The 21,370-nt window shown below is 73.9% G+C and carries 19 protein-coding genes; 9 read left to right on the top strand and 10 right to left on the bottom strand.

Translation table 11 applies throughout. The features are described 5' to 3' along the window. Positions 1 to 53: 53 nt before the first annotated feature. From ACFY7E_RS06100 to ACFY7E_RS06080, 5 genes are read left to right on the top strand one after another with little or no spacing between them, the layout of a single operon-like run. Complete coding sequence (locus tag ACFY7E_RS06100) at positions 54 to 1,232, top strand: lipid II:glycine glycyltransferase FemX (protein WP_389482192.1); 1,179 nt, start codon at positions 54 to 56, stop codon at positions 1,230 to 1,232. Then, positions 1,229 to 2,887, top strand: a complete 1,659-nt coding sequence (gene murJ / locus ACFY7E_RS06095; RefSeq protein ID WP_389481309.1) for a murein biosynthesis integral membrane protein MurJ — start codon at positions 1,229 to 1,231, stop codon at positions 2,885 to 2,887. Before ACFY7E_RS06100 ends, murJ begins: the two co-directional genes overlap by 4 nt. Positions 2,888 to 2,920: 33 nt before the next feature. Next, on the top strand, positions 2,921 to 3,604 hold the full coding sequence (locus ACFY7E_RS06090) for a response regulator (protein ID WP_389481307.1): 684 nt from the start codon (positions 2,921 to 2,923) through the stop codon (positions 3,602 to 3,604). Beyond that, on the top strand, positions 3,601 to 5,199 hold the full coding sequence (locus tag ACFY7E_RS06085) for a sensor histidine kinase (RefSeq protein ID WP_389481305.1): 1,599 nt from the start codon (positions 3,601 to 3,603) through the stop codon (positions 5,197 to 5,199). The genes ACFY7E_RS06090 and ACFY7E_RS06085 overlap by 4 nt, the downstream gene beginning before the upstream one ends. Further along, positions 5,196 to 5,837, top strand: coding sequence for a hypothetical protein (locus ACFY7E_RS06080; protein ID WP_389481303.1), 642 nt, complete (start codon positions 5,196 to 5,198; stop codon positions 5,835 to 5,837). The genes ACFY7E_RS06085 and ACFY7E_RS06080 overlap by 4 nt, the downstream gene beginning before the upstream one ends. Here ACFY7E_RS06080 and ACFY7E_RS06075 read toward each other — a convergent pair. Next, positions 5,806 to 6,078, bottom strand: coding sequence for a hypothetical protein (locus ACFY7E_RS06075; RefSeq protein ID WP_389481301.1), 273 nt, complete (start codon positions 6,076 to 6,078; stop codon positions 5,806 to 5,808). The genes ACFY7E_RS06080 and ACFY7E_RS06075 overlap by 32 nt on opposite strands. A 53-nt stretch (positions 6,079 to 6,131) precedes the next feature. Continuing rightward, on the bottom strand, positions 6,132 to 6,950 hold the full coding sequence (locus ACFY7E_RS06070) for a serine hydrolase domain-containing protein (protein WP_389482190.1): 819 nt from the start codon (positions 6,948 to 6,950) through the stop codon (positions 6,132 to 6,134). A 106-nt stretch (positions 6,951 to 7,056) separates the two neighbouring features. Here ACFY7E_RS06070 and ACFY7E_RS06065 point away from each other — a divergent pair, with 106 nt between their 5' ends. Together ACFY7E_RS06065 and ACFY7E_RS06060 are read left to right on the top strand one after the other, a co-directional pair. Further along, positions 7,057 to 7,494, top strand: a complete 438-nt coding sequence (locus ACFY7E_RS06065; protein ID WP_389481299.1) for a MerR family transcriptional regulator — start codon at positions 7,057 to 7,059, stop codon at positions 7,492 to 7,494. Then, entirely contained in the window at positions 7,491 to 8,516 is a 1,026-nt protein-coding gene (locus tag ACFY7E_RS06060; protein ID WP_389481297.1) for an aldo/keto reductase, read from the top strand. Before ACFY7E_RS06065 ends, ACFY7E_RS06060 begins: the two co-directional genes overlap by 4 nt. Before the next feature lie 31 nt (positions 8,517 to 8,547). Here the strand turns inward: ACFY7E_RS06060 and ACFY7E_RS06055 are convergent, their stop codons facing one another. From ACFY7E_RS06055 to ACFY7E_RS06025, 7 genes are all read right to left on the bottom strand, one after another. Beyond that, positions 8,548 to 9,762 (bottom strand): acyltransferase, encoded by a 1,215-nt coding sequence (locus ACFY7E_RS06055; protein ID WP_389481295.1) that lies wholly within the window; start codon positions 9,760 to 9,762, stop codon positions 8,548 to 8,550. Further along, entirely contained in the window at positions 9,759 to 10,739 is a 981-nt protein-coding gene (locus tag ACFY7E_RS06050; protein WP_389481293.1) for an alpha/beta hydrolase, read from the bottom strand. Before ACFY7E_RS06050 ends, ACFY7E_RS06055 begins: the two co-directional genes overlap by 4 nt. A 198-nt stretch (positions 10,740 to 10,937) precedes the next feature. After that, the gene (locus tag ACFY7E_RS06045; protein WP_389481291.1) at positions 10,938 to 11,618 is read right to left on the bottom strand and encodes a response regulator; all 681 of its coding nucleotides are present in this window, start codon (positions 11,616 to 11,618) and stop codon (positions 10,938 to 10,940) included. Then, positions 11,615 to 12,943: a sensor histidine kinase gene (locus ACFY7E_RS06040; RefSeq protein WP_389481289.1), complete on the bottom strand. Its 1,329-nt coding sequence runs from the start codon at positions 12,941 to 12,943 to the stop codon at positions 11,615 to 11,617. The genes ACFY7E_RS06045 and ACFY7E_RS06040 overlap by 4 nt, the downstream gene beginning before the upstream one ends. Positions 12,944 to 13,066: 123 nt before the next feature. Then, positions 13,067 to 14,065, bottom strand: a complete 999-nt coding sequence (locus ACFY7E_RS06035) for a DUF4429 domain-containing protein (protein WP_389481287.1) — start codon at positions 14,063 to 14,065, stop codon at positions 13,067 to 13,069. 65 nt (positions 14,066 to 14,130) lie between these two features. Then, a complete protein-coding gene (locus ACFY7E_RS06030) occupies positions 14,131 to 15,351 on the bottom strand; it encodes an alpha/beta hydrolase (RefSeq protein WP_389481285.1) in 1,221 nt (406 codons plus the stop codon). Positions 15,352 to 15,482: 131 nt separating this feature from the next. After that, positions 15,483 to 16,169, bottom strand: a complete 687-nt coding sequence (locus ACFY7E_RS06025; protein WP_389481283.1) for a TetR family transcriptional regulator — start codon at positions 16,167 to 16,169, stop codon at positions 15,483 to 15,485. A 136-nt stretch (positions 16,170 to 16,305) separates the two neighbouring features. Between ACFY7E_RS06025 and ACFY7E_RS06020 the strand changes: the two genes are divergently transcribed. Together ACFY7E_RS06020 and ACFY7E_RS06015 are read left to right on the top strand one after the other, a co-directional pair. Then, entirely contained in the window at positions 16,306 to 17,928 is a 1,623-nt protein-coding gene (locus ACFY7E_RS06020) for an MFS transporter (RefSeq protein WP_389481281.1), read from the top strand. Between the two features lie 201 nt (positions 17,929 to 18,129). After that, positions 18,130 to 18,543, top strand: a complete 414-nt coding sequence (locus ACFY7E_RS06015; protein WP_389482188.1) for a peptidase inhibitor family I36 protein — start codon at positions 18,130 to 18,132, stop codon at positions 18,541 to 18,543. A gap of 89 nt (positions 18,544 to 18,632) precedes the next feature. Here the strand turns inward: ACFY7E_RS06015 and aceE are convergent, their stop codons facing one another. Then, positions 18,633 to 21,365, bottom strand: a complete 2,733-nt coding sequence (gene aceE, locus ACFY7E_RS06010) for a pyruvate dehydrogenase (acetyl-transferring), homodimeric type (RefSeq protein WP_389481279.1) — start codon at positions 21,363 to 21,365, stop codon at positions 18,633 to 18,635. Positions 21,366 to 21,370 lie beyond the last annotated feature (5 nt).

Raw genomic sequence — 21,370 nt, 5'->3', positions numbered from 1 at the left:
TGTGAGCCTGCTGTGCGCCCCACCACCGAGGGGCGGAACCAGGAGGCCCCGTGGTGTCAGCGCTGCTCGTGACGGCCGCGTCCGTCGAACGACCCGTTCCCCTCCGGCTCGGGCCCGTGACCCCCGAGGCGTACCGGGCGTTCCTCGCGACCCGCGGCGGAGCGGACGGACCCAGCTTCCTCCAGGTGCCCGCCTGGGCCCGGGTGAAGGAGGGCTGGTGCCACCAGCTGGTGGGATGGGGGCCCGGGGGCGGCGGGTTGACCGGCGTCGCGCTGGTGCTCCTGCGGCCCTTTCCCGGGACCCGGAAGTACTTCGCCTACCTTCCCGAAGGGCCCGTCGCCGACTGGACCGATCCCGACCTGGACGGCTGGCTCGGGCCGCTCCTGCGGCACTTGAGGGACTCCGGGGCCTTCGCCGTCCGCATCGGACCCGGGCCCGCCCACCGCCGGTGGCACGCCCCCACCGTCAAGGCCGCCACCGGCACCGGACGGCGGCTCTCCGACGTCCTCGCCGACGAGGTCGACCCGCTCGGGACCGCCGTCGCCGAACGCCTCCGGGCCCGGGGCTGGCGGCGCTGCGGCGGCGACTCCGAGGACGGCGCCGACGCCCAGCCCCGGCACGTCTTCCAGGTCCCGCTGACCGGCCGCAGCGCCGACGACCTGTGGTCCGGGCTCAACCAGGAGTGGCGCAGGAACGTGCGGAAGGCCCGCAGGGCCGGTGTCGAGATCACGGTCGGGTCCGCCGCCGACCTGCCCGAGTTCCACCGGCTGCTGCGGATCACCGAGGAGCGGGACGGGTTCCGGCTCGGGCGGTCGCTCGCGTACTACGAGCGCCAGTACGCCGTACTCAACGCCGAGGAGCCGGGGCGGATGAAGCTCTACCTGGCCCGTCACGAGGGCGAGGTCCTCGCCGCGCACACCATGGTCACCGTGGGCGGGCGCGTCTGGTACCAGACCGGCGCCTCCGCCGACCACCGGCGCGAGGTCCGCCCCTCCAACGCCCTCCAGTGGCGCATGCTGCTCGACGCCCACGCCCTCGGCGCCGCCGTCTACGACCTGCGCGGGGTACCCTCCACCCTTGATCCGGACGACCGCGCCCACGGCCTCCTCCGCTGGAAGCTGGGCACGGGCGGCCGGGTCGTCGAGACGCTGGGGGAGTGGGAGACACCGATGCGGGGCACGACCAACCAGGCGCTGTACCGCGCCTTCCGGGCCTACCTGGCGCGTCGATGAGCGCCGGTGCGCTGACCGCCGCTCCGGCATCGGAGAAGACGAAGACCGCCTCCGTCCTGCGCGGCGGGGCGGTCCTGGCGGCCGGGTCGCTCGTCTCCCGCGCCACCGGCTTCGTCCGCGCCTCCGTCGTCGCCGCCGCGCTCGGCGCGGCCACCGTCGCCGACGGCTACGCGGTCGGGAACTCCGTCCCCACGATCGTCTACACGCTCCTCCTGGGCGGCGCCCTCAACGCCGTCTTCGTCCCCGAGCTGGTCAAGGCCGCCAAGGAGCACGAGGACGGCGGCGTCGCCTACACCGACCGGCTGCTCACCCTGTGCGCGCTCGCCCTCGTCGCGCTCACCGCCGTCGCCGTGCTCGCCGCGCCGCTCATCGTCGACACGTACACCGACTACACGGGCGCGCAGCGGGAGACGACCGTCGCCTTCGCCCGCACCTGCCTCCCGCAGATCTTCTTCCTCGGCCTCTTCACGCTCCTCGGGCAGGTCCTCAACGCCCGGGGACGGTTCGGCGCCATGATGTGGACGCCCGTCCTCAACAACGTGGTCGTGGTGGCGGTCTTCGGCCTCTTCCTGGTGGTGAGCGACGGGGGCGCGCTCGGCGCGGGGGAGACCGCGCTCCTCGGATGGGGCACCACCGCCGGGATCGCGCTCCAGGCCCTCGCCCTCGTCCCCCCGCTGCGCGCCGCCGGGTTCCGCTGGCGGCCCCGCTTCGACTGGCGCGGCAGCGGCCTCACGGGCCCGCTGCGGTCGGCCGGCTGGCTGGTGCTGCTCGTCCTCACCAACCAGGGCGCGTACTGGGTGACCACCTGGATCGCCACCTCGGCGGGCGGCTCGGCGGCCGACGGCGGCGCGGGCCTCGCCGGGTACAACAACGCCTATCTGCTGTGGGCCGTCCCGCACGGGATCGTCACCGTCTCCCTGCTGACCGCCCTGCTGCCCCGGATGAGCGGGGCGGCGGCCGACGGCGACCTCGCCGGGGTCCGGCGGGACGTCTCGTACGCGCTGCGGACCAGCTCCGCCGCCGTCGTCCCCGCCGCCTGCGCGCTCCTCGCGCTCGCCGTGCCCCTGATGACGGTGGTCTTCCGCCACGGGGCGACGGACGACGGCGACATCCGCGCGATGTCCTGGATCCTGACGGCCCTCGCGCCCGGCCTGATCGCCCTCTCCGGCCAGTACGTGTGCACCCGCGCCTTCTACGCCCTGCGCGACACCCGCACCCCCTTCCTGCTCAACCTGGTGATCGCCGGCCTCAACGCGGGCCTCTCGTTCACCGCGTACCTCCTGCTGCCCGCGCGCTGGACCGTCGCCGGCATGGCGGGGGCGTACTCGCTGGCGCTGTGGGTCGGCTGGGGCGTGACGGCGTACGTGCTGCGGCGAAGGCTCGGGGCTTCCCGGAAGGCCGGGAGTGCGGACGGCTCCGGGGGCTCCGCCGCCGGGCTCGCGCGGCTGCTCGTCGCCGCCGTGCCCGCCGCCGGGTACGGGCTTCTCGCCGCCGACCTCGTCGGCCCGGCCGGGGCCGTGCCCGCCGGGCTCGCCGGGACCCTCACGATCCTCGCCGTCTTCGCCGTCCTGGCCCGGCCCCTGCGCCTCACCGAGGTGCGCGACCTCCTGGACAAGCTCCCGGGACGGCTCCGGCCCGCCGCCCGCCGTGCGTGAAACCCGCCCCCACGACCTCGGGATACCCCACACATGCCCCGCGTGCTCCTGATAGAAGACGACCCCTCCGTCCGCGAGGGCGTCGAACTCGGGCTGCGACGGCGCGGGCACGAGGTGCGGACCGCCCCCACCGGGGAGGCGGGGCTCGCCGCGCTCGGTCAGTTCCGGCCGGACCTGCTCCTGCTCGACCTGATGCTGCCCGGCATGAACGGCGTCCAGGTCTGCCGCCGGGTCCGGGAGGGCAGCCAGCTGCCGATCATCATGCTGACCGCCCGGGGTGACGACTTCGACGTCGTCGTCGGCCTGGAGGCCGGAGCCGACGACTACATCGTCAAGCCCGCCCGTACCGAGGTCATCGAGGCGCGGATACGGGCCGTGCTCCGCCGCATCGAGGAGCCTGCCTCCGGGCGGTCCGCCGTCGAGTTCCACGGGGAACTCGCCGTCGACCGGGCCGGGCTCACCGTCGCCAAGGCGGGTGAGCGGATCGCCCTCGCCCCCTCCGAGATGAAGCTGCTGCTCCACCTCTCCGCCGCTCCCGAGCAGGTCTTCAGCCGGCAGCAGCTCCTCGAACACGTCTGGGAGCACAGTTACCACGGGGACGCCCGGCTGGTCGACGCCTGTGTCCGCCGGCTCCGGAACAAGATCGAGGACGTCCCCGGCGAACCCCGCTACATCCAGACCCTGCGGGGCTTCGGCTACCGCTTCGGACCGCTGTGAAGACCTGTGCGGCGAAGGCGGGTGCCGGGGCGTCCGGTTCCGGAGCTTCCGGCTCCGAGACGTCCGGTTCCGGGGCGCCCGGTTCTAAGGCATCCGGTTTCGAGGCCCCCGGCTCCGGGGCCTCCGGTTCCGGGCGCCGGCGCCGGGGACGCGCCCCGCGCCTGCGGCCGCACCCCTTCGGGCTGCGGACCCGCCTCGTCCTCGCCTTCCTGCTCGTCGCCGCCGTCGGCTGCGGCACCACCGCCGCCCTCACCTACCGGGCCGCCCGCAACGCCATCCTGGAACAGACCCAGAACACCGCCGTCTCCGCCTTCCGCGAGCAGGTCGCCGCGCTCCACGTCACCCTGCCCGCCGACGCCGACAGCCTGCGGACCGACGTCCTGCGGATCGCCCGCCAGGGCAAACCCCGCCCCTGGCGCGTCTACGCCGAGTACGGTACCGTCCGCGTCTCCTCCACCGACCGGCCCACCTCCTCCGTCGTCACCCCCGAACTGCGGGCCCGCGCCCGGGCCCGGGACGCCTCCCCGCACGCCGGCTTCCAGCGGGTCGTGAAGAACGGCACCCCCTATCTGACCATCGCCGTCCCCGCCGTCTTCCGGACCCACGCCACCGAGGGAACCGCCCAGCCCACCGGCCTCGTCCTCTACGCCGTCATGGAGCTGAACGAGGAGGAGGCCAACGTCGAGGCCATGGTCACCGCCGCCCGCGACGGCGCCCTGCCCGCCCTGGCCGTCGCCCTGATCCCCGCGCTCCTCGCCGCCCGGGGCGTCCTGCGGCCCGTGCGGGAGCTGCGGCACGCCGCCCACCACATGGGGCAGGGCCGCCTCGACACCCGCATCCACGCCAAGGGCCGCGACGAACTCTCCGACCTCGCCCGCACGTTCAACGAGTCCGCCGCCCTGCTGGAACGTTCCGTCGCCGAACTCCGCGACGCCGAGGCCCGCGCCCGCCGCTTCGCCTCCGACGTCTCGCACGAGCTGCGCACCCCGCTCGCCGGAATGCTCGCCGTCACCGAGGTCCTCGACGAGGACGCCGGGAGCCTCGACAGCGACACCGCCCGCGCGGTCCGCCTGATCAGCGCCGAGACCGGGAAGCTCGCCGTGCTCGTCGAGGACCTGATGGAGATCTCCCGCTTCGACGCGCGCGCCGCCGAGCTGCACACCGACGAGGTCGACGCCGCCGACTGCGTCCGCAAGACCCTCCAGCACCGCCGCTGGGACGACCCGGACCGGGTCGTCCCGCACCTCGCGGAGGGGATCAGGGCCCGGCTCGACCCGCGCCGCTTCGACGTCGTCGTCGCCAACCTCGTCGGCAACGCGCTGCGGCACGGCGGGGCGCCGGTCACGGTCCGGCTGTACGCGGAGGGGGACGTGCTGGTGACGGAGGTCGCCGACCGGGGGCCGGGCATCGACCCGGAGGTCCTGCCGCACGTCTTCGACCGCTTCTACAAGGCGGACCGGGCCAGGACCCGCTCGGAGGGCAGCGGCCTCGGCCTCGCGATCACCCTGGAGAACGTACGGCTCCACGGCGGCACCGTCACGGCCGCCAACCACCCGGAGGGCGGGGCCGTGTTCACCGTGCGGACGCCGCTGTGAGGCGCCGGGCCACGACGGCCGCGGCCGTCCTGCTCGCCCTGAGCGGCTGCGGCATACAGGAGACCGACGTCGTCGAGGCGGGCGGGGCCGCGACCGTCATCGTCCAGCCGGTCCCCGAGGAGCGGATGACGCTCTACTTCGTGGGCCCCGAGGGCCGGATGATGCCGATGGTCCGCGACCTCGGACACCCCGAACCGGCCACCACCCACTCGGCCACCGCCCACCCGGCCGACGACCCGGTCCCGTACGACGAGTTCGGTCCGGAGTACGAGATCTCCGCCGAGGCCCTGCGGCGCGAACGGCTCACCGTCGACAAGGCGCTCGCCGCGCTCCTCGCCGGCCCGAGGACCGAGGAGGTGGCGGTGGGCGCCACCACCGCCCTGCCCGGGGGAGAAACCCGGGCCCCGCGCGTCGAGGCGGACCCGGGCGGACCGCCCGACCCCGCGCTCCGGCTCAGGGCCCCCTTCCCGGTGAAGGGACTGCCCGAGACGGCCGTGCGCCAACTGGTGTGCACGGCCGCCTACGCGGAACACCCGGCGGGCCGGGCCGAGGTGACCGTCCTCGGCCCCGACGGGACGCTGCCCGCCACCCGCTGCGAGGGGGGCGTCAGTGCCGGCCGAACGCCCGGCTGGCGATGACGTTCGCGATCACCACGTAGACGACCGCGGGGATGCCGTAGTCGAGCAGCACCTGAAGGGTGTGCCCGGCGACGTCGAAGAGCCCGATCGACCAGCCCGCGAGCCAGTCGGCGGCGGAGTGGAACCAGCCGACGACGGTGTTGCCCCGGTTGGCGTCGAGCAGGTCCATGAGGATCCAGACGACCAGGATGCCCGCGAGCACGTGGGCCACGGTTCTTATGACGGAGTCGATGCCTCTCATGGACTCCGTTTTGCCCACGCCGCCCGGGACAAACGGGCGCGGCGGACGCGTGACTAGAGCGCCCGCAGGTCCGCCAGGACCGCGTCCGTGAACGGCGGCCAGGCCTCGACCGCCCACGGCCCGAAGGGCCGGTCGGTGAGCGCCACGCACGCGGCCCGCGCGTCCGGGTCGATCCACAGGAAGGTGCCGGACTGCCCGAAGTGCCCGAAGGCACGCGGCGAGGACGTGGCGCCCGTCCAGTGCGGGGACTTCCCGTCGCGGATCTCGAAGCCGAGCCCCCAGTCGTTGGGCCGCTGGTGCCCGTAGCCGGGCAGGATGCCGGTCAGGCCGGGGTACGCCACCGTCATCGCGTCCAGGACGGTCCGGGCGTCGAGGAGGCGGGGCGCCTGGACCTCGGCGGCGAACCGCACCAGGTCGTCGACGGTCGACACGCCGTCCTTGGCGGGCGAGCCCTCCAGCGTCGTGGACGCCATGCCGAGCGGCTCCAGGACGGCCTGGTGCAGGTACTCGGCGAAGGGGATGTCGGTGGCCTTGGCGACGTGGTCGCCGAGGACCTCGAAACCGGCGTTGGAGTAGATCCGGCGGGTGCCGGGCGCGGCCTGGACGCGGTTCTCGTCGAAGGCCAGGCCCGAGGTGTGGGCGAGGAGGTGGCGGACGGTCGAGCCCTCGGGCCCGGCCGGCTCGTCCAGGTCGATCGCCCCCTCCTCGTACGCGACGAGCACCGCGTACGCCGTGAGCGGCTTGGTCACCGAGGCGAGCGGGAAGCGCCGCCCGGTGGGGCCGTGGGCCCCGGCCGGGGTGCCGTCCGCGCGGACCACGGCGGCGGCCGCGGTGGGGACGGGCCAGTCCTCGATCGACGCCAGGCTCGGCAGACCGTTCTCCACGCTGTTCTCCACGGGGCTCTCCATGGCACCGAGCCTACTTGCCCTCCGGGAACGGACTTGCTTCGAGTGCGCTCCAACCCCCTAGCGTGGAGACATGAGCGTGATCGCGAGCACGAGCGGTACGAGCACGAGCGGTACGAGCACGGGCGGCGGCCGGACGGGGCCCTACACCATCAGCGAGGTCGCCGCCCTGACCGGTCTCTCGGCGCACACCCTGCGCTGGTACGAGCGGATCGGCCTCATGCCGCACGTCGACCGCTCGCACACGGGACAGCGCCGCTTCACCCCGCGCGACCTGGACTGGCTGGCCTTCGTCGGCAAGCTGCGGCTGACCGGGATGCCGGTCGCCGACATGGTCCGGTACGCCGAACTGGTGCGGGCGGGGGACCACACCCGCGAGGAGCGGCGCGAGCTCCTGGAGGCCACCCGGAGGGACGTCCTCGCCCGGGTCACCGAGCTCCAGGACACGCTCGCCGTGCTCGACGTCAAGATCGCCCACTACGGGACCGTCTGCGGAGGAACACCTTCATGACCAGCGTGAACAGGATCGACACCGTACGCCTCGGGGGCCAGGACGGACCGGAGGTCGGAGTCCAGGGCTTCGGCGCCATGGGCATCAGCGAGTTCTACGGCGCCACCGACGAGGCCGCCGCCCGGGACACCCTCGACGCGGCCCTGGAGGCCGGCGTCACCCTGATCGACACCGCCGACATCTACGGCAGCGGCGCCAACGAGGAGTTCCTGGCCCCCTTCCTCGCCGCCCACCGCGACGAGGTCGTCCTCGCCACCAAGTTCGCCGTCGAGCGGCGCGCCGACGACCCCTCCTACCGGGGCGTCCGCAACGACCCCGCGTACATCCGGAGCGCCGTCGAGAACAGTCTGCGCCGCCTCGGCGTCGAGACCATCGACCTCTACTACATGCACCGCCGCGACCCGCGGGTCCCGTTCGCCGAGTCCGTCGGCGCGATGGCCGAACTCGTCCGGGAGGGCAAGGTCCGCCACCTGGGCCTGAGCGAGGTCACCGGGCCCGAACTGCGCGAGGCCCACGCCGTGCACCCGATCGCCGCCCTCCAGTCGGAGTGGTCGCTCTTCTCCCGGGACGTGGAGCGCAGCGCCGTCGGCGCCGCCGCCGACCTCGGCGTGACCGTCGTGCCGTACTCGCCGCTCGGCCGGGGCTTCCTGACCGGGGCGTTCGCGGACGCCGCCAAGGACCTCCAGGGCGGTGACTACCGGGCCCACCAGCCCCGGTTCACCGGCGAGAACGCGCAGCGGAACGCCGCCCTGCTCGACCCGGTCCGCAAGATCGCCGCCGCCCACGGGGCGACCCCGGCGCAGATCGCCCTCGCCTGGGTCCAGCGGCGGGCCTCCGTGCACGGCGTCACGGTCGTCCCGATCCCCGGTACCCGCAAGCGCTCCCGCCTCCTGGAGAACGCGGCGGCCACCCGCATCGTCCTCACCGACGCCGAGCTGGCGGAGCTGGAGCCGATCGCCGGCCGGGTGGCGGGCGACCGCTACCCGGACATGAGCTCCACGGCGGTGAGCCGGGAGGTCTGAGCCGGGAGGTCCGATCAGATCGACGGCGCGCTCACCCCAGCCCCAGCGCGAAGACCCCGAAGCCCGCCGCGAGCAGTCCCGCCAGGGCGCGGCGGGCGGGCCCGGCCTTCGTCCACGGGGACTCGAAGCCCCGCGCGTACCGCCCGATCAGGACGAGAAGCCCGGCGAAGACCGGCATCCAGGCGAGCCGGGCCAGGATCCAGCCCGCCGAGTCGGGCGCGCCGACCAGACCCGGGACCTCCCCGGTGTACGAGGCGGGAATCGCTGCGGCGAGCATCGCCGTCTGGTGCCAGCACAGGACCGTCATGGCCGAGAGGTTGACGACCACGACCGGCGCCCAGAGCGCGGGCCGCCGCAGGAGCGCGCCGAACCGGTCGCGGAGCAGGATCGCGGCGCCGCTCTGCGCGGCGGCGAGGGCGAGGACGAGCAGCGACGGCGGGTGCGAGTTGGTGCGGGCCTCGCCGGGGACGCCGACCATCGACGCCGGGTAGCCGAGGAGGAGCAGCAGGACGGCGAAGAGGACGGCCCCGCCGAGGAGCAGGGCCCACGCGTGGCGCCGGGTGACCCGGCCCTCGCCCCACGAGACGCCGAGCTGATAGGCGAAGAGCCAGCCGGGCAGGATGTTCAGGAGGCCCAGCCAGGACGGCACGGCGTCGGCGTACGGCCCGTACCGCAGCAGGTCGACGACGGCGACCGAGCCGAGCAGCGGGGCCGCCGCCCACGCCCCGAGCCGGCGGGCGGCCCGCACGCAGTACGGGGTGAGCGCGGTGACCACCGTGTAGACCCCGACGAACCAGAGCGGCTGGACCACCAGCGTGGACGCCGTCCGCAGCGTGTCCACGGGCACCCCGAGCCCGAAGTGGAGCAGGGGCAGGAGCGCCGCCCACACGGCGGTGACTCCGAGCACGGGCCGCCCGAGCCGGGCGAGCCGCCCCCCGAGCCACGCGCGCGTGGAGCCCTTCCGGCGCCGGTACGAGAGGACGGACGCGTACCCGCCGACCAGGAAGAAGATCCCCAGCATCTGGAGGACCCAGCTGACCGGCGCGAGCCCGGCGAAGGTGCCGAGCGGGCTGGCGTTGTGGAGCGCGCCGTCGGCGGAGAGGGTGAAGCCGCCGAGCAGCCAGTGTCCGGTGGGCACGGCGAGCAGGGCGAGGGCCCGCAGCCCGTCGACCGCCCGGTCGCGGTGGGCGGGGGTGGCGGCCTCGATCCGCCGGGCCGTACGGCTCATGAGGGCGAGGGAACTCATCGCACGCCCCCCTCGGCGATCGCGGCGAACGCCCGCAGGGACGAGGTCCCGGCCGCGAAGTACCCGCCGTGACCGGCGGCGTCCTCCGCCGGGATCCGGCGCGCCCCGAAGGACGGCGCGGCGGGGTCGGCGCCGTGCCCGAGTCCCGCGAACTCGACGTTCGGGACGCGGTCGATCCAGTCGGTGGGGTCCTTCGCCGCCCACACCCGCGCGGAGGTGCCGAGGTCCGCGACGTTCTCGGCGCGCATCCCCGGCGAGCCGAACACCACCAGGTCCTTCGCCTTCAGCTCGTGGGCGGCGAGCCCGCAGACCACCGAGCCGTAGCTGTGGCAGAACACCGAGGGCTCGGCCGCCCCGACGGCCGCCAGGCCCTCCGCGAACCGGGCGAGCCGCCCGGCCCCGGCCTCGGCGAGCCGGCCGGTGGCCGCGTCCAGGCCGACGCCGACGGGGGTGGTGTACCCGGCCCAGGCGACGACCGCCGTCCGGCCCCCGGTCGCCCGGCGCAGCGCGGCCGCCATGTCCGCGAGCGGCCGGACGTGCCCGGCGTCGACGTCGGAACCGGGCACGATCACCGCCACGTGCGCGGCCCGCGCCAGGTCCCCGTGGACCAGGACCACCTGCCCCCGGCCGCGCGGGTCGTACGCGAGCACCCGCGCGTCCCCGAACGCCCCCTTCGTGGCAAGGGCGTTGGCCTCGTACCGCAGCTCCAGCGGGGCCCCGTCGAGGTTCCCGACGACGGCCGGGTGCTCCCGCACCAACCTCTTCCTCTGTACGGGATCGAGTCCCGCGAAGAACCGCGCGGTCCCGACCACCCCCATCCCCTCCGGGTCCGGCAGCCCCGCACCCACCCACGCCCCCGTCCCGACCGGCGCCCCGGTCACGGCCTCCTGGGCGTCCCCGGACGCCCAGCCGGCCGTTCCGGCGACCGCGACGGCCGCCAGGGCCACGGTGATCAGGGTCCTCGCAGTGCGGCGCATGGGCCCGCCCTCCCTCTCCGGCTTCTCGCTCGGCCGCCGGTCGTCCGGCGACGGGAGGAAGGTAGGAAGGGGGTGGGTGACGGCACGTCACACCGGGGGGCCAACCGCCTCCTGATACCGGGGTAGGGGGTGGGGGAGCGGCCGTCCTCAGGGAAGGGGTGGGGTTTTCCCCCGGATCTTCCGGTCTCCGGTCGGGCGTCAGGCCGTGCCGGGCGTCACGAGCCCCGACTCGTACGCGAAGACCACCGCCTGGGCCCGGTCGCGCAGGTCCAGTTTGGCCAGGACCCGGCCGATGTGGGTCTTCACCGTCTGCTCGGCGAGGACCAGGACGCTCGCGATCTCCTGGTTGGACAGGCCCCGGGCGATCAGCTCCAGGACCTCGGTCTCGCGCGGGGTGAGACCGTTCAGGCGCAGCGCCGTGGTGTCCCGGCGCGGGGCCGGGCGGGACGCGGCGAAGTCGGCGATCAGGCGCCGGGTCACGGACGGGGCGAGCAGCGCCTCGCCCGCCGCCACCACCCGCACCGCCGCGATCAGGTCGGCCGGCGGCGCGTCCTTGAGGAGGAAACCGGACGCGCCCGCGCGCAGCGCCTCGTACACGTAGTCGTCCACGTCGAAGGTGGTGAGCATCAGCACCTTCGGCCGGTGCGTGACCCCGGCCGGCGGACGCAGGATCTCGCGGGCCGCCGCGAGCCCGTCCAGCTCGGGCATCCGCACGTCCATGAGGACCACGTCCGGGTGCGCCGACCGTGCCGCCTCCACGCCCCGCCGCCCGTCCGGGGCCTCGCCGACGACGTCGATGTCGGGCTGTGCGGAGAGCAGCGCGGCGAAACCGGCCCGCACCATGGCCTGGTCGTCGACGATGATCACGCGGATGGTCACGCGGGGTCCTCCATGCGCAGGGGAAGCCGGGCCGCGACCCGGAAGCCGTCGTCGGGCAGCGGCCCGGTGTCCAGCGAGCCGCCCGTCAACCGTACGCGTTCCCGCATGCCGACGAGCCCGTGCCCGGTGCCGGGCGCACCCCGCTCGACGGACGAACCCTCCTCCAGGGAGGGCCCGTTGACGACGAGGACCGTCAGCCACCCCTCGTCCGCCCGGACCGAGACCCGGGTCGCGGCACCGGGCGCGTGCCGGACGACGTTCGCGAGGGCCTCCTGCACGATCCGGTACGCCGACAGGTCCACCGCCTGCGGCACGTCCCCGAGGTCGGCGGCGAGCCGCAGTTCGGCCGGCACCCCGGCCCGTACGGTCGCCTCCACCAGCTGCTGGACCCGGTCGAGTCCCGGCTGCGGAGCCCGCTCGCCCTCGCCGCCGTCGCTGCGCAGCACGGACAGCAGCCGGCGCATCTCGGCGAGCGACTCGCGCGCGCTCGCCGCGATGGAGCCGAACTCCTCGCGGGCCGCGTCGGGAAGCTCCGGGATGCGGTACGGCGCCGAGTCGGCCTGGACGGTGATCACGGACATGTGGTGGGCCACGACGTCGTGCAGTTCGCGCGCGATCCTGGCCCGCTCCTCCAGGAGCGTGCGACGGGACCGCTCGGCCTCGCTGATGGTCTCCTGCTCCACGAGCCGCCGCTGGGCGTCCCCACGCGCGCGTACCGCCGAGGTGAGGAGGAGCAGCACCCCGCTCAGGACGAACAGCAGGGTGTGGACGCTGGTCTGTCCGGCGGGCCGGAAGGCTTCCAGGGCGTATCCGGCGGCGCCCGTCGCCAGCCAGACGCCGAACAGCGCCCGGCGGGACTCGCGCAGGCCGAGCGCGACCGTCAGCGCGCAGTAGCCGACGACGAGCGGCGGGGTCCAGGGCCACAGGTGGGCCCGCGGGCCGTCGGCGGCGAGCAGGACGAGCGCGCCGAGCACGTCGGCGGCGAAGACGACCCACCAGGCCTGGAGGGGACGGGTGACGGCGAGCAGCAGCGGCGCGGTCTGCGCGGTGCCGATCGCCCCGGCGAGGGCGCCGGGGACGCCGTGGTCCCCGGTGAGGAGGTGGACGGTGGTGGGGAGCAGCGAGGCGACGAAGGCGAGGGCGACGGCGTACGGGAGGAGGCGCACCCAGCGGGAGGAGGCGTCGGCGAGGAGGGGCGCCCCGGGGGCGGTCGGGGTGGTGAGCGCGGCCCCGAGGCCCTGGAACGCCCCGCGCACCCGGACGAGGGGCCGATGGTCGGACGGCCGGGGCGGAGTCGGCGGCTCGGGCCGCGGTTCGGTGCTCATGGCCCGCCCAGGGTAGGCAGCGGCCCGGGCCCCCGGCGTCATACCGGGGGCCGGGACGCGGCCTGATACCGGGGTATGACCCGGGACGTCCCCGAGGGGCCGGGCGCCGGGACCCCGGCGGTCTCAGAGCTCCGCGAGCAACTCCGCCTTCTTCGCGGAGAACTCCTCGTCCGTCACCAGGCCCGCCCGGTGCAGCTCGCCCAGGTGCCGAATCCTTTCGGCCACCACCCCGGGGGTACGGGAGCCGACGGGTACGGGGGCGCGGTCCGAGGTGCGGATCGCCGCGAGGACGGCCGCGGCGAAGGGCAGGGACTCGTGGACGAGCCCGTAGCCGAGGCCGAAGACGAGGGACGCCGGGTCGTGGTCGGGCTGGGTGGGCCGGGGCCCGCCGTCCCGGAACAGCAGCCGCAGGTGCCCGTCGAAGACGTCGGGCGAGCGCCACTCGACCCCGCACAGGTCCCGTACGGAGAAGGTCTGGTCGCCCGCCTTCCACTTCTCCGAGGACGCCCCCGTCCAGAACCAGCGGAACGCGACCTCCGAACTGCCGTCGAAGCTCGCCTTCCCGTCGTACGCCTTGAAGGACAGCGGCCCCGACGGCGGTGCCACGAGGAACCGCTCGGCGGGCGTCACGGCCCCGCCCGCCCCGCCCGCCCCGTACGGCTCCTCCGGCCCGTCGAACGCGCCGGGTCCGTCGCCCGGGGCGGGTCCGCCGGGTCCGCCGAGCGCGCCGAGTCCGTCGTACGGAGCGTCCCCGCCGTGTCCGGCGGCCCCCGCGGCCCCCGGCTCCGGCGGCAGGAGCGCCCGCAGTTCGTCCCGGTAGTACTCGGCGAGCGTCTCCCGGTCCGCCGGCAGCACGAGCCGGTACGGATCGGAGCTCTCCTTGAGCTGCCCCGCGGCCGCTTCCATCAGCGGATCGGCACCCGGCCGCGGCACGGCGTGCAGTACGACGGTGCCCCGTTTCCCCGGCGTGAGCGTCACGGACGCCAGCGCTTCGTACGGTACGCGCCGTTCGCGCAGCGCCTGGAACAGCTTCGGCGTGCGGATCCCCCGTTCGAAACGGATGACGAGGGCGTCGCTCTCGAACTCCCAGGCGGCATGAATTCCGGCCAGCACATCACCCATGCGCCTCATCGTAAGCGGCGCCCGCCCCGGCGTCGCCCCTGTGAAAGGTCCTGAAATTACGGGATCTACGCGCGTCGCAGCCCTTCCGCACCGGATATTCCGTCGTGGCAAGCGCTGTCGGCACGTGCGCAGACCAGCCGCGGGTAGGCGCCGACGCCTATCGCGGCGAAGTTGCCGAGGCTCACCGTCCCCGGCGTGAAATAGCCGCTGTGCCCGACGGCCCCGTCCGCCGAGAGCAGCCGCGCGCCGAACTCGGGCGCCACCGGGTCCGCTCCGTGTCCGAGCCCGCCCACCTCCAGGTGCGGCACGTCCGCGATCCAGTCGTCGGCGTCCCGCATCGCCCAGATCCGGGCCGTGGTGGCCAGGTCGGCGGCCCGCTCCACGCGCATGCCGGGGCTGCCGGAGACGGCCACGTCCGTGACCCGGGAGGGCAGCCGGGGCGCGGCGGCCCCGCAGAGCACGGAGCCGTAGCTGTGGCAGAAGAGCGCCACCCGGGCGTTGCCGGGCAGTGCCTCGGTCAGTCCGACGAGCCGCGCGGCGCCCGCCCCGGCGAGCCGGCCGGTCAGCGCGTCGATGCCGATCCCGGCGGGCGCGGTGTAGTCGGCCCAGGCGATCACCGCGACCCCGGTCCCGGGCGCGGTCCGCCGCTCGGCGTCGTAGAGGGCCTGTGCCATGCCGACGGGCGCCCCGTACCGGCCGTGGGTCCGCTGGAAGGTGAGGAGGTCGGTGTCGACTCCGGGCACGACCACCGAGACGCGCCGGGCCCGTTCCAGGTCCCCGAGGACCTCGGCGGCCCGTCCCGTCCCCGTCGGGTCGAACGCGAGGATCTGCCGGCCCGGCCGCAGCAGGGAGGCGAAGCGGTCGACCCGGCGCCGCGCCTCGTGCCGGCCCTCGGGGGAGAGCCGGGGGTCGTCGGCCCTGCCGCGCTCGGCGCCGTACGCGCGCGCGAGGCCGATCCGGTTGGCGCGGTAGCGCAGGGCGACCGGGGCGCCGTCGAGGTTGCCGACGACGAACGGGTGCCGCGCGGCGAGCCGGGCCCCGCCCGCCGGACCGAGCCCGGCGAAGAACGCCGCGACGGTACGGGGCGGGGCCGCCGGGTCGGGCAGCGGGCGGCCGCCGACCCGGTCGTGCGCCCAGGCGGCGAGCGCGGCCTCGCGGGAGGGCCCCGGTACGGGCCGGTGCCGGATCGTGGTCCACCCGGTGGTCGCGAGGAGCACGAGCACGACGACGAGCGCGAGCAGGGCACGCGCGGCGACGTGGGCGGACGGGGTCTCGACAGGTGTCACGGGCCGCCACCCTACGGGGCGGCGGGGACGGTTCCGTACCAGGTGGGACGCAGGTCACGCCTTCGCGCGACCGGGAACCGGGGGCCTCCGGGAGACGTCTCCGTACGGGCCCCCGGGGCCTGTCCGGCGGATCATGGCCGGACAGGCCCTGGAGGGCGCGGCCGCCCCTCGCCGCACCGGCCCCGTCCCGGGTCCCGCCAGTGCGGGGCCAGTGCCGGGCCGAGGTGGTCGAGGTACTGCTCGGTCAGCGCGCGGATGGCCTCCAGGCTCTGGTCCGCGCCCCGGCCCCACATCTGCCCGGTCACCCGCATCACCCCGCTGAACGCGGCCACCACGATCCGGGGCCGGGGGTCCGCGTCCACGTCGACGCCCTCGCGCTCGGCGACGATCCGGGCGATCGTCTCCTCCATCTCGGTGGAGCGGCGCAGATGGACGGCGAGCAGCGCGGGCGTCGACTCGATCAGCTGGAAGGTGCGCAGGTACAGCCCGACCGGGACGACCGCGGTGATGGCCTCGCCGATGGTGTCCCAGGAGGAGAGGACGGCGTTGCGCAGCGCGTCGAGGGGGCTCTCGTCCGGGGGCCGCTGCGCGAGGGAGCGGACGAAGCGCTCCTCCACCATCTGCTGGACGGCGAAGGCGACCTCCTCCTTGGAGGAGAAGTAGCGGAAGAAGGTGCGCTGGGAGACCTCGACGGCCTCGACGATCTCGTCGACGGTGGTCCGCTCGTACCCCTGGTCGGTGAAGAGTTCCAGGGCCACCCGGATCAGCGCGTCACGCGTCCGCTGCTTCTTCCGCTCGCGCAGACCGGGCAGGGTCACCTCGGGATCCTCTTTTCCGGCACCACAGATGCTTTGCGGGGGTTTCGTCCAGCTCAGGGTACCTGTGAGCTACGTGACAGTTACCGACGCGTGAATCGCTTTGTCAATTGTCAGCGACTGTCACTAGCCTCGGTGTATGACTAGTCAGACCACCGTGGAAAAGGCCCCGCAGGGCCAGGGGGGCACCCCGGGACCCGTGCCGGGTCCGGCGAAGGGACTGCGCGGCCATCCCTGGCTGACCCTGTTCGCCGTCGCCGTGGGCGTGATGATGGTCGCGCTCGACGGCACGATCGTCGCGATCGCCAACCCCGCCATCAAGGAGGACCTCGGCGCCACGCTCGCCCAGGTCCAGTGGATCACCAACGGCTACCTGCTCGCGCTCGCCGTCGCCCTGATCACCGCCGGCAAGCTCGGTGACCGCTTCGGCCACCGGCAGACCTTCCTCATCGGCATCGCCGGCTTCGCCGCCGCCTCCGGTGCGATCGGCCTCTCGCACTCCATCGGCGCCGTGATCGCCTTCCGCGTCCTCCAGGGCCTCTTCGGCGCCCTGCTGATGCCGGCGGCGCTCGGCCTGCTGCGTGCCACCTTCCCCGCCGAGAAGCTGAACATGGCCATCGGCATCTGGGGCATGGTCATCGGCGCCTCGACGGCCGGCGGCCCGATCGTCGGCGGCCTGCTCGTCGAGCACGTCAGCTGGCAGTCCGTCTTCTTCGTCAACGTGCCGGTCGGCGTCGTCGCGCTCGTCCTCGGCCTGGTGATCCTGAAGGACCACCGCGCGGAGAACGCGCCGCGCTCCTTCGACGTCCTCGGCATCCTGCTGCTCTCCGGCGCCATGGGCACCCTGGTCTGGGGCCTCATCAAGGCCGGCGAGTCCTGGGGCTGGGGCGGGGGCAGGACGTGGGGCTGCCTGCTCGGCGCGGTGCTCCTCTTCGCGCTCTTCGCCGTCTGGGAGACCAAGGTCAAGGAGCCGCTCATCCCGCTGGGCATGTTCCGCTCCGTACCGCTCTCGGCCGGTGTGGTGCTGATGGTCCTGATGGCCTTCGCCTTCATGGGCGGCCTGTTCTTCGTGACCTTCTACCTCCAGGGCGTGAAGGGGCTCAGCCCGGTCGACAGCGGTCTGCACCTGTTGCCGCTGACGGCGATGATGATCGTCTCCTCGCCGCTGGCCGGCGCGCTGATCACCAAGTTCGGCCCGCGCGTGCCGCTGGTCGGCGGCATGGTCTGTACGGCCGCCGCGATGTTCGGCATGATCACGCTCTCCGCCGGCACCGGCACCCTCGCCATGTCCCTCTGGTTCGCCCTCCTCGGCCTGGGCCTCGCCCCGGTCATGGTCGGCGCCACCGAGGTCATCGTCGGCAACGCCCCGCTGGAGCTCTCCGGCGTGGCCGGCGGCCTGCAGCAGGCCGCCATGCAGGTCGGCGGCGCGCTCGGCACGGCCGTGCTCGGCGCCGTCATGTCCTCCAAGGTCTCCGGCGTCTTCGCGGACAACTGGAAGGCGGCCGGCATCCCGGCCCCGCCCAACCCGCAGCTGGAGCAGGCCGCCGAGTTCGGCATGGCCCCGCCGGAGCTGGCCAAGGCGCCCGGGATGACCCCCGACCTCGTCCAGGTGATCACCAAGGTCATCCACGACACCTTCCTCCAGGGCATGGGCCTGGCCTTCACCGTCGCCGGTGTCGTCGCGGTCGTCGCGGCGGTCGTCGCCCTGCTGACCAAGCGCGGCGAGAACGCGGAGGCGGGCATGGGCGGCGCCCACATCTGACCCGCCCGTTCCCTTCTCCGCACGGCCCCCACCGCCTCCGGTCCGGTGGGGGCCGTCGCCCGTTCGGGTGAAGAAGCTTTGGCCCCCTTCTCAACGGGGGGTGACCTCCGGCAGAGTTCTGATCACAGAGAGTGACGAAACCGGGGGTTCAGTGCCATGCGCGACCTGTATACGAAGCGACCGCTGACGAAGCGACTGCCGATGACGCGACCGCTGACGAAGCGACACGCGAAGCGATTCCTCACGACCGCCGTCCTGGCGGTCCTCCTCCTCGCCGCCCTGCCGGTCACGGCCGCACCCGCCGCCATGACCCTTACCGCCTCGGGCCCGAAGCTCGGCGCCTGCGGCCCCGGGAAGCTCTGCCTCTGGCCCAGGCCCGACTTCAAGGGCGGGGTCCGGACCCACGAGCTGGCCACGACCGACGTCGACAGCTGCGTCCCCCTGCCGGCCGGCACCTCGGCCCAGTCCCTCGCGAACCGCACCGGGCGGCCGGTCACCACCTACCAGTCCGCCGAGTGCGCGGAGACGGGCGAGTTCGAGACCTACCCGGGGAAGGGGACCTGGGTGCCGCAGTCGCCCCACGAGGTCAGAGCGTTCAAGATCTGGGAGCGGTAGGCGCGGCCCGGGACCGTGGCGGGGAAAACGGCGAGGGGCGGCGGAGCCGTCGGCCCCACCGCCCCTCGCCCCCCCTCACGGGGTACGGCTCACGCGTCGCCGCCCGCCGCGCCCGGGTCCGCCGCCGCCACGTCGAGCAGCTGGTAGCGGTCCACGGCCTGCTTCAGGGCCGACCGCTCGATCTTGCCCTCGCGGGCCAGCTCGGTCAGCACCGCGAGGACGATCGACTGGGCGTCGATGTGGAAGTGGCGACGGGCCGCGCCGCGCGTGTCCGCGAAGCCGAAGCCGTCCGCGCCCAGCGAGGTGTACGTGCCGGGGATCCAGCGGGAGATCTGGTCCGGCACCGCGCGCATCCAGTCCGAGACCGCCACGAACGGACCCTCGGCACCCTGGAGCTTGCGCGTCACGTACGGGACGCGCTGCTCCTCGTCCGGGTGGAGCAGATTGTGCTCCTCGACGGCCACGGCCTCGCGGCGCAGCTCGGTCCAGGAGGTGGCGGACCAGACGTCGGCCCGCACGTTCCACTCCTCGGCGAGGATCCGCTGGGCCTCGACCGCCCACGGCACGCCGACGCCCGAGGCCATGATCTGCGCGGGGATCGCGCCCGTCTCGGCCGGCTTGAAGCGGTGAATGCCCTGGAGGATGCCCTCCACGTCCACGTCCTCCGGCTCGGCCGGGTGCTGGATCGGCTCGTTGTAGACCGTCAGGTAGTAGAAGACGTCCTCGGCCTCGGGGCCGTACATCCGGCGCAGACCGTCCTTGACGATGTGCGCGATCTCGAAACCGAACGCCGGGTCGTAGGCGACGCAGGCCGGGTTGGTGGAAGCGAGGAGCTGGGAATGACCGTCCGCGTGCTGGAGGCCCTCACCGGTCAGTGTCGTGCGGCCGGCGGTGGCGCCGAGGACGAAGCCGCGCGCCAGCTGGTCGGCCATCTGCCAGAACTGGTCGCCGGTCCGCTGGAAGCCGAACATCGAGTAGAAGACGTACACCGGGATCAACGGCTCGCCGTGCGTGGCGTACGCGGACCCGGCGGCGATCAGCGAGGCCGTGCAGCCGGCCTCGGAGATGCCGTCGTGCAGCATCTGGCCGGTCGGCGACTCCTTGTAGGCGAGGAGGAGTTCGCGGTCCACCGCCTCGTACTGCTGGCCCAGCGGGTTGTAGATCTTGGCGCTCGGGAAGAAGGCGTCCATGCCGAAGGTGCGGTACTCGTCGGGGGCGATCAGCACGAAGCGCTTGCCGATCTCCTTGTCCCGCATGAGGTCCTTCAGGATGCGGACGAACGCCATGGTGGTGGCGATCGACTGCTGGCCCGAGCCCTTCTTGGCCGCCGCGTAGGCCTTGTCGTCGGGCAGCTCCAGCGGCTGCGCCCGCACGACCCGGGTCGGGACGTACCCGCCGAGGGCCTCGCGGCGGTCGTGCATGTACTGGATCTCCTCGGAGTTCCGCCCGGGGTGGTAGTACGGGGGCAGGCCCTCCTCGATCTGCTTGTCCGTGATCGGGACGTGCAGCCGGTCGCGGAAGCGCTTGAGGTCGTCGACCGTCAGCTTCTTCATCTGGTGGGTCGCGTTGCGGCCCTCGAAGTTCGGGCCGAGCGTCCAGCCCTTGACGGTCTGCGCCAGGATCACGGTCGGCTGGCCGGCGTGGGCCTTGGCCGCCGCGTAGGCCGCGTAGATCTTCCGGTGGTCGTGGCCGCCGCGCCCCAGGTGCAGGATCTGCTGGTCCGACATGCCCTCGACCATGGCCCGCAGCCGCTGGTCCTCGCCGAAGAAGTGGTCCCGGATGTAGCCGCCGGTCTCCGTGGCGTACGTCTGGAACTGCCCGTCCGGGGTGGTGTTCAGCTTGTTGACCAGGATGCCGTCCCGGTCCTGCGCGAGCAGCGGGTCCCAGGAGCGGTCCCAGATGAGCTTGATGACGTTCCAGCCGTTGCCCCGGAAGATCGACTCCAGCTCCTGGATGATCTTGCCGTTGCCGCGCACCGGGCCGTCGAGCCGCTGGAGGTTGCAGTTGACGACGAAGGTGAGGTTGTCCAGGCCCTCGCGGGCCGCGATGGACAGCTGGCCGAGGGACTCCACCTCGTCCATCTCGCCGTCGCCGAGGAACGCCCACACGTGCGACTTGGAGGTGTCGGCGATGCCGCGCGCCTCCATGTAGCGGTTCATCCGGGCCTGGTAGATCGCGCCGAGCGGGCCGAGGCCCATCGACACCGTCGGGAACTCCCAGAAGTCCGGCATCAGCCGCGGGTGCGGGTAGGAGGAGAGGCCGTTCGGGAACTTCGACCTCTCCTGGCGGAAGCCGTCGAGCTGGGCCTCGTTCAGCCGGTCGAGCAGATACGCGCGGGCGTAGATGCCGGGGGAGGCGTGCCCCTGGAAGAAGATCTGGTCGCCGCCGTCGCCCTCGTCCTTGCCGCGGAAGAAGTGGTTGAAGCCGACGTCGTAGAGGGAGGCCGAGGAGGCGAAGGTCGCGATGTGACCGCCGACGCCGATGCCCGGACGCTGGGCGCGCGAGACCATCACGGCCGCGTTCCACCGGGTGGCGTTGAGGACCCTGCGCTCGATCTCCTCGTTCCCCGGGAAGAAGGGCTCGTCCCTGGTGGCGATGGTGTTGACGTAGTCCGAGCTGCGCATCTCGGGCACGGCCACGCGCTTCTCGCGGGCGCGCTCGATCAGGCGGAGCATGAGGTAGCGAGCCCGTTCCCGGCCCCGCTCGTCGACGGCAGCGTCGAGGGAGTCGAGCCATTCCTGGGTCTCTTCCGGATCGAAGTCCGGGACCTGGCTGGGAAGGCCGCCAATGATGATCGGGTTGCGATCGGATCCGGGAGCCACGCTCT

This window comes from Streptomyces sp. NPDC012825, assembly GCF_042900925.1.
Taxonomy (GTDB): Bacteria; Actinomycetota; Actinomycetes; order Streptomycetales; family Streptomycetaceae; genus Streptomyces.
The sequence above is the reverse complement of the archived record's forward strand: the minus strand, read 5'-3'. Positions and strand labels throughout refer to the sequence as shown.